Here is a 12929-nt window from a genome sequence, read left to right on the forward strand (position 1 = left end):
TCTGCTCCCGCTGTCAGCGCGAGGAGAGCAGGTACTCGAGGAAGGCCGGGTCGCTCATCAGCGGCACCGCCATGCACACCGACACCAGGATGTAGGTGATCGCGGCTCCCACCAGGGGTATCCACCATGCGATCCGGCCGCGTCGCAGCCGTCGCAGCGCGAGAGCCGCCGTCACCAGGTAGCCCAGCACGAGCACGACCGCCGCCACGATCCCCCAGATCCGCGCCGCCGACGTGTCGGTGAACGAGCCGGGGATGCCCATCAGCTTGTACGTCTGGTCGGCGACGGCGGCCAGGTCGAGGAACGAGAACACCGACAGGATCACGTTGATCACGCCGTAGCCGAGCAGGGCGAGCGTGACGATCCGGTCGACGGGGTGCGAGCTCGGCCGTCCCTCAGCGCCCGGCCGTGCCGGTGCGGCCGCCGACGTGGCCGGGCGGGTGGCCGGGCGCGTGACCGGGCGGGTGACCGGAGCGGCCGCATCCGGCGACGGCTGGGCGTGAGCGTGCTCGGTCGGGTGCGCGATGTGGGCGCGCTGCTCCTCGGGGCTCGCGTACTCGCCGTACTGCGGACGCGGACGCGGATCGGGTGTCGTCATCGTCGGCCTCCCCGGTGTGCCTCGGGCGCGGCATCCCGCACCTGGCGAGGCAGCGCGAACACGATGTCCTCCTCGGCGGTGCTCACCTGCGCGACATCCCGGTATCCGGCCGCGGCGAGGTCGTCGAGCACCTCGCGCACCAGCACCTCGGGGACGGATGCTCCGCTGGTGACGCCGATCGTGCCCACGCCGGTCAGCCACTCCTGCCGGATCTCGTCGGCGTAGTCGACCCGATGCGCGGCGGCGGCGCCGGCCTGGCGGGCGACCTCGACCAGCCGCACGCTGTTGGACGAGTTCGCCGAGCCGACGACGATCACCAGGTCGGCGTCGCGTGCGACCTCCTTGATGGCCGTCTGCCGGTTCTGCGTCGCGTAGCAGATGTCGTCGGTGGGCGGATCGTGCAGCTCGGGGAACCGCGCACGCAGGCGGTTCACGGTCTCCATCGTCTCGTCCACCGACAGCGTCGTCTGCGAGAGCCAGACCAGGCGGGACGGGTCGCGCACCTGCACGGTGTCGGCCTCGTCAGGGGAGTTCACGACGGTGATCCGGTCGGGGGCCTCGCCGGCGGTGCCCTCGACCTCTTCATGGCCGGCGTGACCGATCAGGAGGATCTCGTAGTCGTCGCGGGCGAAGCGCACGGCTTCACGATGCACCTTGGTCACCAGCGGGCAGGTCGCATCGATGGCCCGCAGTCCGCGCGCGGCCGCGGCATCCCGCACCGCCGGTGCGATCCCGTGCGCGCTGAAGACGATGTGCGCCCCCTCGGGCACGTCGTCGACCTCGTCGACGAAGACCGCGCCGGCCTGTTCCAGTTCGGTCACGACGTGTCGGTTGTGCACGATCTGCTTGCGCACGTACACCGGGGCGCCGTACTGCTCGAGCGCCTTCTCGACGGCCACCACGGCCCGGTCCACCCCCGCGCAGTACCCCCGCGGCGCGGCCAGCAGCACCCGCTTGTGTCCGTCCACCGGGATATCCTGGAGCGGTTCGCGCCGCGCGGCGGCCCGCGGCGCGGGGATTCGCGGCACGGGCAGGGAAACGGCAGGGGTGCTCACCCCACCGAGTCTACGGTCGTACCGCTGAGAGCCGCCCCCGATGCCGACCCGCGACCCGACGCGACGGAAGGACCTGCATGACCACGTTCCGCCCCGAGCCGGTCGCCGGGCAGGCGCCCCCGCCCGATTCGGTGCACCCGCGCGACTCGACCCGCGACGCACCGACCTCGGTGTCGCGCCTGAACGAGACGATCCACGGCTTCGTGGAGCGATGGGGCTCGGTGTGGATCGAGGGCGAGATCACCTCGTGGAACCTGCGCAACGGATCGGTCTACGGCCGACTGAAGGACACCGGCGCGGACGCGACCCTCTCGTTCCGGCTCTGGTCCAGCGTGCGGGCGCGCCTGACCGACGAGCTGAAGGTCGGCGATCGGGTGGTGGCCGCGGTCAAGGCCGACTACTACGCCCGCGGTGGCGATTTCGCCTTCACGGTGTCGCAGATGCGGCACGCCGGGCTCGGCGATCAGCTGGAGCGCCTCGAGCGGCTGCGTGCGCAGCTGCGCGCCGAGGGGCTGTTCGATCCGGCGCGCAAGCGGCCGATCCCGTTCCTGCCGCATCGCATCGGCCTGATCACCGGCGAACGCAGCGACGCCGAGAAGGACGTGCACCGCAACGCCGAGCTGCGCTGGCCGCAGGTGCGCTTCCGGACGGTGCACGTCGCGGTCCAGGGCGAGCGGTGCGTGCCCGAGACGCTGCAGGCGCTGCAGGCGCTGGATGCCGACCCCGAGGTGGACGTGATCGTCATCGCCCGCGGAGGCGGCGACCCGCAGACGCTGCTCGGGTTCAGCGATGAGCGGCTGCTGCGGGCGGTGGCCGCGGCATCCACCCCCGTCGTCAGCGCGATCGGGCACGAGAACGACCACCCGCTGCTGGACGAGGTCGCCGATCTGCGCGCCTCCACGCCCACCGACGCCGCGAAGCGGGTCGTACCGGATGTCGGCGAGCAGCGGGCTCTGGTGGCGCAGCTGCGCTCGCGGCTGACCACCCGGCTGACCACGCGCATCACGCACGACATCGCGCAGCTCGAGCAGCTGCGCAGCCGTCCCGTGCTGCGCGATCCCGAGTCCCTGCTGCAGTCCCGCACCCAGGACGTCTGGATGCTCGGCACCCGCGGGCGCGATCTCGTCGACCGACGGGTGGATGCCGGGGCCCGGCGTCTGACCGAGCTGCGCGCGTCGCTGCGTGCGCTCTCACCCGGCGCCACCCTGGCCCGCGGCTACGCCATCGCGCACCTCGGCGACGGGACGATCGTGCGCGACGCGAGTCAGGCCCCGGCTGCGACGCGGCTGACGGTCACGGTGGACCGCGGGTCGGTCACTGCCGTCTCCGAGGGCGAGGTGCCCGAGTCCGGCGCCGGCACCGCCGTCCCGTAGCCGGCGTCATCGTCCGATCGGCGTGCCATCGGGGGTGAGTGCCCACCAGATTCCGCCGACCCCCTGACCGGCGACATCCCCGGGCGCGTGGTCGCCGGCGAACGTGTACAGCGGCCAGCCGTCCAGCGTCACCTGGCGCTTCCCTCCGGGTGCCGAGATCGTCCCGACCGTGCCGGTCACCCCTTCGACCGCCGGCGTGGCCGAGGTCGTGGTCACCAGCGGCCAGTTGGTCAGGCACGTGCCGGTGCAGGCGCTCTTGGTCGTCCCCTTCGTGTCGCTGTCGAACATGTACACGGTCATGCCCGCGCCGTCCACGACGATCGCGCCCAGCGACGTGTCGCCGGTCGCGAGGGCGTCGCCGGTGTGCGCCGCGCTCGACGTGGTCTTCGCGCTGGGGGCGCCGTCGTCGTAGGGCCCGGATCCGCCTCCCGATCCGCCTCCCGCGCAGCCGGTCAGCACGAGCAGGAGCAGCAGTGCCGTGGATCCCACGGCGGTCTTGTGATGCATGGCGGTCCCTTCGTCACCGATGACACGAGATCCGCCGTGGATTCGTTCAGCCGGCACGGGCGGGAAGATCGCGCCGCATGAGCACGGCGCCGGCCGCCGAGCGGATCTCGATCGCGCGGATGCCGGAGACCGCCGTCGCAGTGCCCGCGCTGACCCGGGCCCGCGTGCCCGGCTCGGCCCGCCACGTCGACACGGTCGTGGCGTCTCCGGCGGCGTCGACCACGGCCAGCGCGTAGGTCCATCCGCCGACGGGGACGTTCCCGGCGTACCCGTCCGGATAGCGGCAGTCCATGTCGATCCGGGTCCCCCACGAGACGTCGGTGAGGCGGACCGTCGCCTGGAGCGGCACCCGTCCGACCTCTTCGAGCGCGAACGCCGCGGTCGGCGCGGTCATCGAGGCGATCGTGACCGGCACGGCGATCCCGCCCACCACCAGCACCACGGCCGCGGCCGCCGCGACCCACCAGCTGCGGCGCCGGCGCCGCGTCCGTGCCTGCGCCATCGAGGCGAGTCCGGCCCGGACCGCCGCCTCCTCCCCGAGCGCATCATCGGTGAATCCGCCGGGTGCGAGGACGGCCTGTGCGTCGTCGGCCGACAGGCGCGACAGCATCCCGACCGTCGACGACAGCTCGGCGACCGCGCGGCGGCACAGCGCGCACGACTCCAGGTGCGCCTCGAACGCCCGGCGGTCCGTCGTCGAGAGCGCGCCGATCACGTACGCCGCGTCCCACTCGGCGAAATCCGCGTGCTCCTCCGGGTTCATCGGGTCACTCCCCTCTCCTGCAGCGCGAGCCGCAGCGCCCGCAGCCCGTAGTGCAGTCGCGATTTGACCGTGCCTTCCGGGATGTCCAGCTCGGCCGCCGCCTGGGCGACGCTGCGGCCGCGGAAGTACGCCGTCACGATCACCGCACGATGCTCGTCGCTGAGCGTGCGCAGCGCCTCTTCGATCAGGATCGCCTCGAAGAGGCGGTCCGTGGCGTCGGTCTCGGCCCGCTCCGGCGGATCGGCGACGACGTTCTCGTGCCGGCGACGTGCACTGCGTGCCTCGTCGATGACGAGGTGTCGTGCGACGGTGATCATCCAGGCCCGCGCCGTCGAGGGGTCCTGCGCGAGGATCCGGGGCGTGCGCCAGGCCCGCAGCAGCGTCTCCTGCACCACGTCCTCCGCCCCCGCCCGGTCGCCCGTGAGAGAGACGACGTACCGCCAGACCGGGCGCGCGTGCGCGTCGTAGAGCGCCGACAGGCGCTGGCTCGCGTCCTGCTCGTCGGGCGGCATGCGGCACCTCCTCTGACGGGAGAACGAGACGCGGCGTCGTCGGGTTCAGGTGAACCGGAGGATGCACCGTCTCGTTGTTCCGAGTATGGACCCGAGCCCGCTCGCCGACCCGCTGCAGATCGCCGGACTGCCGCTCCACCCGCTGATCGTGCATGCGGTGGTGATCCTGACCCCGCTGACCGTCCTGGCGCTGCTGCTGGGCACGTTCTGGCCGGCCGCACGGCGCCGGCTGGGCGTCGTGACCCCCCTGGCCGCGCTCATCGTCCTCGTGCTGGTGCCGATCACGGTCAGCGCCGGCGAGTCCCTCGAGACCCTGGTGGGCCGGTCGCCTGCGGTCGCCCGGCACGAAGAACTCGGCCGGATGCTGCTCCCGTGGGCGATCGGCCTGTTCGCGGTGGCCCTAGTGCAGTGGCTCTGGTTCGGATTCGGACGCCGCCGCGTGCGCACCTCGCTGTCGCGCGCGGCCTTCGGCGTCGATGCGGCGGTGGCGGTGAGCGCAGTCGCCGTGTCGGCGGGGACGCTGGTGCTGCTCGTGCTGATCGGGGACGCCGGCGCCCGCGCCGTCTGGGGCGGCCTCGTCGGCACCTGAGGGCAGGAGCGCTGTCCGAACCCGAACTAAGCTGTAGTGCATGACCGAATCGAGCCAGGGCGTCACCGAGGTGTCGTCTCTGACCTTCGAGCAGGCGCGCGACGAACTGGTCCGCGTCGTCGGCGAGCTCGAGCAGGGCGCGCCCACGCTGGAGCAGTCGCTGGCGCTGTGGGAGCGCGGCGAGGCCCTGGCCGCCCGCTGCGAAGAATGGCTGCTGGGCGCCAAACGGCGGCTCGACGACGCCCGCGCGCACGCGGAGACCGACGGATGATGGCCGGCCCCACCCGGGTCGTGGCCGAGCTCGGCCGCCCCGAGACGCCCGACGAGACCGCCGCGCGCAAAGCCGAGTCGTCGCACGCCTACCGCTCCAGTCAGACCGTGCGCAACCTGGTCGCGGCCCTCCTGGTCACGCTCGCGGTGGTGGCGGTGATCGTGCTCAGCGGCCCCCGCGGAACGATCGACGACTCGTCGCCGATCGACGTCGCCGCGGTGGCCGCGGACGCGTCGTCCGCGTACGGCCGCACGCTCGTGGTCCCCGACGTCCCCTCCGACTGGCGGGTGAACTCGGCTGCCGTCGCCGGCGACCAGACGGCCACCTGGACGATCGTCTACGCCACCGATGAGACCAGCGGGTACCTGCGGGTCTCGCAGGGGTTCGACGCCGACACGGCCTGGGATGCGCGGCTGCTGTCGGGCGCGGCCGCCGACGGCACCGTGACCATCGACGGCATCGACTGGACGCGGTACGCGATCACCGGTCCGGCACAGACGCAGAACATCAGCTATGCGATCGGCACGGATGCCGGCACCGACCGGATCCTGATCTACGGTGCCGCCGATGCGCAGACCGCGGCCACCGCGGCGACAGGGCTCGCCGACCAGATCACAGCCCTGCGAGAGGAACATCGATGACGACTCCGCAGCAGGCATGGGACGAGATGGTGCGCGGCAACGAGCGCTTCGTCGCCGGAGCACCCCGCCATCCCCGCCAGGATGTGGACCGCCGCACCGAGCTGGCCGACGGGCAGCGCCCGCATGTCGTGCTGTTCGGCTGCTCGGACTCACGGCTGGCCGCGGAGATCATCTTCGACAAGGGCCTGGGCGACCTGTTCGTGGTGCGCAACGCCGGCCACGTGGTCGACCCGTTCGTCATCGGCAGCCTGGAGTACGCGGTGGAGCTGCTGGACGTGCCGCTGCTGGTCGTGCTCGCGCACGACTCCTGCGGTGCGGTCGCCGCCGCCGTGGAGAGCACCCGGCCGGACGCCGAAGAGCTGCCCACCAACATCTGGCGCCTGATCTCGCCGATCGTGCCCGCCGCACGGCGGGTCAAGCACGCGGATCCGGATGTCGCGATCGACGCGGAGCGCGTCGGGCGCGAGCACCTGCGCGACACCGTCACCGAGCTGCTGCACTCCTCGGACATCCTCGCCGAGGCCGTGGCCGCCGGCCGCTTGGGCATCGTCGGCGGCAAGTACCGCCTCAGCGAGGGCACCGTGATCCCGCACGTGGTCGAGGGAGCCGTGACGATCCCGGGCCTGTGAGCCCGAACCGAGCCGGCGGGCGGGCGCCCGCCTTCAGAAGGAGCGAAGAAGTGACCGACACCGAATACCGCATCGAGCACGACACGATGGGCGAGGTGCGTGTGCCCGCCGCTGCGCTCTACAGCGCGCAGACGCAGCGCGCCGTAGAGAACTTCCCGATCTCGGGCGCGGGTCTGGAGCCCACGCAGATCGCCGCCCTGGCCCGGATCAAGAAGGCGGCGGCGCTGGCGAACAAGGAGCTGGGCGTGCTCGACGCCGCCATCGCCGACGCCATCGCGGGCGCGGCCGACGAGGTGGTCTCGGGCGCCTACGACGACCAGTTCCCGGTCGACACCTACCAGACCGGTTCGGGCACGTCGTCGAACATGAACATGAACGAGGTGCTGGCCACGCTCGCCTCGCGGCTGCTGGGCGCCCCGGTGCACCCGAACGACCACGTGAATGCCTCCCAGTCCTCCAACGACGTGTTCCCCACCTCGGTGCACATCGCCGTGACCCAGGCGCTCATCGACGATCTGATCCCGGCGCTGGACCACCTCGCGGTCGCGTTCGAGGCCAAGGCCGAACTGTGGAAGGACGCGGTCAAGTCCGGACGCACCCACCTGATGGATGCCACGCCGGTCACACTCGGCCAGGAGTTCGGCGGATACGCCCGCCAGATGCGGCTGGGCATCGAGCGCGTGCGCGCCGCCCTCCCCCGCGTCGGCGAGGTGCCGCTGGGCGGCACCGCGGTCGGCACCGGCATCAACACCCCGCTGGGCTTCCCGCAGAAGGTCATCGCGCTGCTGGCCGCCGAGACCGAGCTCCCGATCGTCGAGGCGAAGGACCACTTCGAGGCGCAGGCGAACCGGGACGGGCTGGTCGAGGCATCCGGCGCGCTGCGCACGATCGCCGTCTCGCTGACGAAGATCAACAACGATCTGCGCTGGATGGGATCCGGGCCGAACACGGGGCTGGGCGAGCTGCACATCCCGGACCTGCAGCCGGGTTCGTCGATCATGCCGGGCAAGGTCAACCCGGTCATCCCCGAAGCCACGCTCATGGTGTGCGCGCGCGTGATCGGCAATGACGCGACGGTCGCCTGGGCGGGCGCCTCCGGCGCGTTCGAGCTGAACGTCGCGATCCCCGTGATGGGCACCGCCCTGCTGGAGTCCATCCGGCTGCTGTCCAACACCATGCGCGCCCTGGCCGACAAGACCGTGGACGGCCTGCAGGCGAATGTGGAGCGCGCCGCCCAGCTGGCCGGGATGTCGCCGTCGACCGTCACCCCTCTGAACAAGCTTATCGGGTACGAGGCGGCCGCCAAGATCGCCAAGCACGCCGTCGCCGAGGGGATCACCATCCGCGAGGCCGTGATCGCGCTGGGCTACGTCGAACGCGGGGAACTGACCGAGGAGCAGCTGGACTCCAAGCTGGATCTGCTCTCCATGACGCACCCCGGCTGAGACCCGGCGCACGCGCGCGGGGCTCGACGGGCGATAATGGCACCGTGCACCGCACGCAGCGATCGATCTCCGCGCGCACCCGCATCCTGGGGGCGATACTCGCTGTCGCCTTCGTGGGGCTCTCGGTCGTCGGCGGGGTGACCTTCCTGGTTCAGCGGGAGCGCATCCTGGCGGGGGTGGACGACCGGCTGACGACGCAGGTCGCGGCCCTTCGCACCGTGGCCGGCGCGCCCGATCCGTCTGCCATTCCGCCGACCGACCAGACCGCGACGGCCAGCGAGGACCTGGCCATCGACGACTACGGGTCGGTGGCGGACTATCTGCACGCGGCGGTGGCCCGCCTGGTGCCGGCCCAGAACGAGGCCTCCGTCGCCGTCATCGACGGGCAGCCGCGGTTCCGACCCGAGACGCTCAGCGGATTCGACATCTCCGGTGACCGCCAGCTGCTCCAGCGCGCCGTGTCCGAGGCCGAGGCCGCGCAGACGGCGGTGATGGGCACCGCGGCCACCGACGCCGGGTCGCTGCGCTACATCGCCGTCCCGGTCACCATGCCCGGCGACCCGTCAGAGGGCGTGTACATCCGTGCCGTCGACCTCGATCAGGAGCTGCAGCCCCTGGCCGCATCGGTGATCACCTATGGCATCGCCGCGCTGATCATGCTGGCGGCGATCGGCGGCGTCGGCTGGTTCGTGGCCGGACGTCTGCTCTCGCCGATCCGGCATCTGCGCGACACCGCGGATTCGATCACCCTGGCCGACCTCGGCGTGCGCATCCCCACGCAGGGAAACGACGACATCTCGGATATGACCCGCACGGTGAACTCCATGCTCGATCGGCTGGAGGGCTCGGTGGACGTGCAGCGCCAGCTGCTGGACGACGTGCGACACGAGCTGAAGACGCCGATCACCATCGTGCGCGGGCACCTCGAGCTGATGAACCCCGCCGACCCGGACGACGTGGCCACCACCCGCGTTCTCGGGATCGCCGAGCTGGACCGGATGACGCGTCTGGTGGCCGACATCGACCTGCTGGCCACGGTGGAAGGCGGCGAGCAGTTCACGATGCGCGAGGTCGACGTCGCGACCCTCACCCGCCGGATCGGCGAACTGGTGACCGTGATCCCCGGCCACGATTGGAACGTCGCGGCCATCGCCGACGTGCGTGTGTCGGGTGAGCCGGACCGGCTGCTGCAGGCGTGGCTGCAGCTGGCAGACAACGCCGCCAAGTACACGCCCACCGGCTCGCCGGTCGAGGTCGGAAGCACCGCGAGCGCGGACGAGCTGCAGCTGTGGGTGCGCGACCATGGGGCCGGCATCCCTCCCGCGACCCGGCACCGCATCTTCCGTCGGTTCGACCGTGCCGGCGGAAAGCGCACCGTCGGCGGGTCGGGCCTGGGCCTGGCGATCGTCGATGCCATAGTGAAGGCCCATGGCGGTGGCTGCCATGTCACCGACACCCCTGGTGGCGGTGCGACGTTCACGATCCGCATCCCGGTGAGCCCCGGATCGGGCACCCTCCCCCTGCCGGTGCGCGCCGGCGACGTCGTGCTCCAACGAGAGGCAGCGGAATGACCCGAATTCTCATCGCCGAAGACGAACCGCACATCTCGGCCTTCGTCCGGCGTGGCCTGGAATCGGCCGGGTACGAGGCGGTCATCGCCGAGGAGGGCGACACCGCGCTCGAGATGGCGCAGTCCGGCGATGTCGACCTGCTGCTGCTGGACATCGGGCTGCCGGAGATGGACGGCTTCGAGGTGCTGCGGCGGCTGCGCGGTTCCGGCTCGACGCTGCCGGTGATCATGCTCACCGCCCGCACCAGCACCCACGACACCGTCGAGGGACTGGATGCCGGGGCCAATGACTACGTCCCGAAGCCGTTCACGTTCGAAGAGCTCCTGGCGCGCGTGCGCTCACGTCTGCGCGAGGCGACGCCGCGCAAGAACTACCTGCTGTCGCGCGACGATGTCGTCCTGGATCTGCTGGCCCGCCGCGCGACCGTCGGCGGACGCGAGATCGAGCTGTCGGCGCGGGAGTTCACGCTGGCCGAGCAGTTCCTCCGCCATCCGGGCGAGGTGCTGACCCGGGAGTGGCTGCTCAGCGAGGTGTGGGGCATGAACTTCGACCCCGGCTCGAACGTGGTGGACGTGTACGTGCGGTATCTGCGCGGCAAGCTCGGGCACGATCGCATCACGACGGTGCGCGGCGCTGGGTACCGCTGGGGCTGAGACGCAGAAACCCCCGACGCTGGGGGACGTCGGGGGTGGAGGGGAACGGACGACACCGTCCCCCCGTTCAATCGCCTCTGTCTGGGGAACGGGGCGATTGCTCTTTCTGCTGTCCGGTCCAGACACGGGGAGAGCCCGAACCGGATCCCTTCATCGCCTCATCGGCGGTGGTCTTCGTCCTGCGCAGCTGCTCGGCGATCTCGTCGCGCCAGCGCTGCAGCATCCTCTGCTGCTCGTCCTTCATCTGCTCGCGCGCCTGGGTCCAGGCGGCACCCGCATCGTCCTGCTGCGCGCGCCACGAGCCGTCCCGGTCGTGCGGTCTCGAGGGTCGATGCGAGACGGCGGGGCGCGGTTTCGCCGCGTTCTCGGCGCCGCTTTCGGCAGCGCGGTCGGCGGGAGCATGGCTCTTGGCCGCGGGCGCCTTCGCGGGGCCCGTCTGCGCGCTCCGGTCGGCCGAGGTCGACGCGTCCGACTTCGCCGTCGGGTCGGCCTTGACCGGCGCGACGGCGATGTCCTTCGGTTCGGGGGCCGGCACGGTCTCGGCGCGGGCAGCGGCCGGGCTGTGCGTGGGCGCCGCGGAGGGCTGACCCGGGACGACGATGGCCGAGTCCGCCATCGGCGAGCCCGCACGGTCCGCCAGGGCCGATGCGCTGGTCAGTGCGAGCACGGACGCGATCGCGACCGAGGCCGCGACGGCGGTGCCCCCGCCGATCAGCAACGCCGCACGTGCATCCATTTTCCTGCTCCCGTTCGGCCTGTCGTGGCCGGTGACATCCATCGTCCCCCCTCACGCCGACAACCGCATGCTCAGGGGGGTGAGACTCTTCTCATCGTGTCGTGGCGGAGGGGCCGGGATGCGGCATCCCGGCCCCTCCGGTGGACTCAGGACAGCTCGCCCGATTCCAGCAGCTCGGTCACCAGCGCCGCGATCGGCGAGCGCTCGGATCGGGTGAGCGTGACGTGGGCGAACAGCTCGTGCCCCTTCAGCGTCTCGATCACCGAGGCGACCCCGTCGTGGCGTCCCACCCGGAGGTTGTCGCGCTGGCCGACGTCATGGGTGAGCACGACGCGAGAGTTCTGCCCGATCCGGCTCAGCACCGTCAGCAGCACGTTGCGCTCGAGCGACTGCGCCTCGTCGACGATCACGAAGGCGTCGTGCAGCGACCGGCCGCGGATGTGCGTGAGCGGGAGCACCTCGAGCAGTCCGCGCGCCATCACCTCGTCCAGGACGTTGCCCGTCACCACCGACCCCAGCGTGTCGTAGACGGCCTGGCCCCACGGGTTCATCTTCTCCTGCTGATCGCCCGGCAGGTAGCCCAGCTCCTGCCCGCCGACGGCGAACAGCGGCCGGAACACGATGATGCGCCGCTGCTGCTGGCGCTCCAGTACCGCCTCCAGGCCCGCGCACAGCGCGAGGGCGGACTTGCCGGTGCCGGCCCGGCCGCCGAGCGACACGATGCCCACCTCGGGATCCAGCAGCAGGTCGATCGCGATCCGCTGCTCGGCGCTGCGGCCGTGCAGCCCGAACACCTCGCGATCACCCCGCACGAGCCGGTACGCGCCGTCCTCGGTGACCCGGCCGAGGGCCGAGCCGCGCTCGGAGTGGATGATCAGCCCGGTGTTCACCGGCACCCCGCGCACGTCCTCGCTGAGGGCGATCTCGGTCTCGTACAGGTCGCTGATGTCGTCGCCGGACACATCCAGCTGCGCGATGCCGGTCCATCCCGAGTCCACGGCCTGCTCGGCGAGGTACTCCTCGGCGAGGATGCCGAGCGAGGCGGCCTTGACCCGCATCGGCAGGTCCTTGGAGACGATGGTGACCTCCTGCCCGCCCTGCATGAGGTGCATGGCCACGGCCAGGATGCGAGTGTCGTTGTCGCCCAGGCGCAGACCCGAGGGCAGGACCGACGAGTCCGTGTGGGTCAACTCGACCTGGAGCGTGCCCCCACTGCCCACCGGCACCGGGAAGTCGAGCCGGCCGTGCTCGACCCGCAGCTCGTCGAGATGGCGCAGCGCCTCGCGGGCGAAGAAGCCGATCTCGGGATCGTGGCGCTTGGCCTCCAGCTCGGTGATCACCACCACCGGGATCACGACCGAATGCTCGGCGAAGCGGAAGAACGCGCGCGGATCGCTCAGCAGCACGGACGTGTCCAGGACGTAGGTGCGCAGCCCCGCATCGGGATCGTCCAGCGCCGTCTCATGCTCGTCGCCCTGGTCCGGCCGGATGCCGCGCAGCCGCTGCTGCTGTGGTGCTCGTGTGCTCACAACCCGCTCCCGCCCCGGGACCGATGTCCCGGTCATCACGAGTCGACCCAGGGCCAC

15 protein-coding genes are annotated in these 12929 nt (G+C 71.6%); 8 read left to right on the forward strand and 7 right to left on the reverse strand.

Annotated features, from left to right (window positions below; all coding sequences use genetic code 11):
• Window positions 1-13 precede the first annotated feature (13 nt).
• Window positions 14-598 carry a DUF6264 family protein gene (locus AC0L6F_RS03960; protein WP_274638038.1) on the reverse strand — a complete coding sequence of 195 codons (585 nt, stop codon included), beginning with the start codon at window positions 596-598 and terminating at the stop codon, window positions 14-16.
• A complete protein-coding gene (locus AC0L6F_RS03965; RefSeq protein ID WP_473539945.1) occupies window positions 595-1617 on the reverse strand; it encodes a 4-hydroxy-3-methylbut-2-enyl diphosphate reductase in 1023 nt (340 codons plus the stop codon). The genes AC0L6F_RS03960 and AC0L6F_RS03965 overlap by 4 nt, the downstream gene beginning before the upstream one ends.
• Before the next feature lie 113 nt (window positions 1618-1730).
• Here AC0L6F_RS03965 and xseA point away from each other — a divergent pair, with 113 nt between their 5' ends.
• Window positions 1731-3026: an exodeoxyribonuclease VII large subunit gene (gene xseA / locus AC0L6F_RS03970; RefSeq protein ID WP_473539241.1), complete on the forward strand. Its 1296-nt coding sequence runs from the start codon at window positions 1731-1733 to the stop codon at window positions 3024-3026.
• A 6-nt stretch (window positions 3027-3032) separates the two neighbouring features.
• Here xseA and AC0L6F_RS03975 read toward each other — a convergent pair whose 3' ends face one another.
• The 3 genes from AC0L6F_RS03975 to AC0L6F_RS03985 are packed head-to-tail and all read right to left on the reverse strand — an operon-like array spanning window position 3033 to window position 4808.
• Window positions 3033-3533: a COG4315 family predicted lipoprotein gene (locus AC0L6F_RS03975; RefSeq protein ID WP_473539242.1), complete on the reverse strand. Its 501-nt coding sequence runs from the start codon at window positions 3531-3533 to the stop codon at window positions 3033-3035.
• A 46-nt stretch (window positions 3534-3579) separates the two neighbouring features.
• Window positions 3580-4296: an anti-sigma factor family protein gene (locus tag AC0L6F_RS03980; protein ID WP_473539243.1), complete on the reverse strand. Its 717-nt coding sequence runs from the start codon at window positions 4294-4296 to the stop codon at window positions 3580-3582.
• Window positions 4293-4808 carry a sigma-70 family RNA polymerase sigma factor gene (locus AC0L6F_RS03985; RefSeq protein WP_473539244.1) on the reverse strand — a complete coding sequence of 172 codons (516 nt, stop codon included), beginning with the start codon at window positions 4806-4808 and terminating at the stop codon, window positions 4293-4295. Before AC0L6F_RS03985 ends, AC0L6F_RS03980 begins: the two co-directional genes overlap by 4 nt.
• 85 nt (window positions 4809-4893) lie before the next feature.
• Here AC0L6F_RS03985 and AC0L6F_RS03990 point away from each other — a divergent pair, with 85 nt between their 5' ends.
• Genes AC0L6F_RS03990 through AC0L6F_RS04020 form a run of 7 tightly spaced genes read left to right on the forward strand, consistent with a single transcriptional unit; the run spans window position 4894 to window position 10607 of the window.
• Window positions 4894-5397, forward strand: coding sequence for a DUF2231 domain-containing protein (locus AC0L6F_RS03990; protein WP_473539245.1), 504 nt, complete (start codon window positions 4894-4896; stop codon window positions 5395-5397).
• A 40-nt stretch (window positions 5398-5437) separates the two neighbouring features.
• Window positions 5438-5668: an exodeoxyribonuclease VII small subunit gene (locus AC0L6F_RS03995; RefSeq protein WP_259612178.1), complete on the forward strand. Its 231-nt coding sequence runs from the start codon at window positions 5438-5440 to the stop codon at window positions 5666-5668.
• On the forward strand, window positions 5668-6309 hold the full coding sequence (locus tag AC0L6F_RS04000; RefSeq protein ID WP_473539246.1) for a DUF4245 family protein: 642 nt from the start codon (window positions 5668-5670) through the stop codon (window positions 6307-6309). The genes AC0L6F_RS03995 and AC0L6F_RS04000 overlap by 1 nt, the downstream gene beginning before the upstream one ends.
• The gene (locus AC0L6F_RS04005) at window positions 6306-6938 is read left to right on the forward strand and encodes a carbonic anhydrase (protein ID WP_274638031.1); all 633 of its coding nucleotides are present in this window, start codon (window positions 6306-6308) and stop codon (window positions 6936-6938) included. Before AC0L6F_RS04000 ends, AC0L6F_RS04005 begins: the two co-directional genes overlap by 4 nt.
• Window positions 6939-6988: 50 nt before the next feature.
• Complete coding sequence (locus AC0L6F_RS04010; RefSeq protein WP_473539247.1) at window positions 6989-8383, forward strand: class II fumarate hydratase; 1395 nt, start codon at window positions 6989-6991, stop codon at window positions 8381-8383.
• A gap of 44 nt (window positions 8384-8427) precedes the next feature.
• The gene (locus AC0L6F_RS04015; protein ID WP_473539248.1) at window positions 8428-9954 is read left to right on the forward strand and encodes a sensor histidine kinase; all 1527 of its coding nucleotides are present in this window, start codon (window positions 8428-8430) and stop codon (window positions 9952-9954) included.
• The gene (locus AC0L6F_RS04020) at window positions 9951-10607 is read left to right on the forward strand and encodes a response regulator transcription factor (protein ID WP_259613157.1); all 657 of its coding nucleotides are present in this window, start codon (window positions 9951-9953) and stop codon (window positions 10605-10607) included. Before AC0L6F_RS04015 ends, AC0L6F_RS04020 begins: the two co-directional genes overlap by 4 nt.
• Before the next feature lie 67 nt (window positions 10608-10674).
• Here the strand turns inward: AC0L6F_RS04020 and AC0L6F_RS04025 are convergent, their stop codons facing one another.
• Both AC0L6F_RS04025 and AC0L6F_RS04030 read right to left on the reverse strand, forming a co-directional pair.
• Window positions 10675-11385 (reverse strand): hypothetical protein, encoded by a 711-nt coding sequence (locus AC0L6F_RS04025; RefSeq protein ID WP_473539249.1) that lies wholly within the window; start codon window positions 11383-11385, stop codon window positions 10675-10677.
• Between the two features lie 104 nt (window positions 11386-11489).
• Complete coding sequence (locus AC0L6F_RS04030) at window positions 11490-12872, reverse strand: PhoH family protein (protein ID WP_473539250.1); 1383 nt, start codon at window positions 12870-12872, stop codon at window positions 11490-11492.
• Window positions 12873-12929 lie beyond the last annotated feature (57 nt).

Source organism: Microbacterium sp. G2-16M, from assembly GCF_055809115.1.

Coding starts and splice junctions, on each gene's coding strand:
- AC0L6F_RS03960 (WP_274638038.1), bottom strand. CDS start 598: ATGACGACACCCGATCCGCGTCCGCGTCCGCAGTACGGCGAGTACGCG.
- xseA (WP_473539241.1), top strand. CDS start 1,731: ATGACCACGTTCCGCCCCGAGCCGGTCGCCGGGCAGGCGCCCCCGCCC.
- AC0L6F_RS03975 (WP_473539242.1), bottom strand. CDS start 3,533: ATGCATCACAAGACCGCCGTGGGATCCACGGCACTGCTGCTCCTGCTC.
- AC0L6F_RS03980 (WP_473539243.1), bottom strand. CDS start 4,296: ATGAACCCGGAGGAGCACGCGGATTTCGCCGAGTGGGACGCGGCGTAC.
- AC0L6F_RS03985 (WP_473539244.1), bottom strand. CDS start 4,808: ATGCCGCCCGACGAGCAGGACGCGAGCCAGCGCCTGTCGGCGCTCTAC.
- AC0L6F_RS03990 (WP_473539245.1), top strand. CDS start 4,894: ATGGACCCGAGCCCGCTCGCCGACCCGCTGCAGATCGCCGGACTGCCG.
- AC0L6F_RS03995 (WP_259612178.1), top strand. CDS start 5,438: ATGACCGAATCGAGCCAGGGCGTCACCGAGGTGTCGTCTCTGACCTTC.
- AC0L6F_RS04000 (WP_473539246.1), top strand. CDS start 5,668: ATGGCCGGCCCCACCCGGGTCGTGGCCGAGCTCGGCCGCCCCGAGACG.
- AC0L6F_RS04005 (WP_274638031.1), top strand. CDS start 6,306: ATGACGACTCCGCAGCAGGCATGGGACGAGATGGTGCGCGGCAACGAG.
- AC0L6F_RS04020 (WP_259613157.1), top strand. CDS start 9,951: ATGACCCGAATTCTCATCGCCGAAGACGAACCGCACATCTCGGCCTTC.
- AC0L6F_RS04025 (WP_473539249.1), bottom strand. CDS start 11,385: ATGGATGTCACCGGCCACGACAGGCCGAACGGGAGCAGGAAAATGGAT.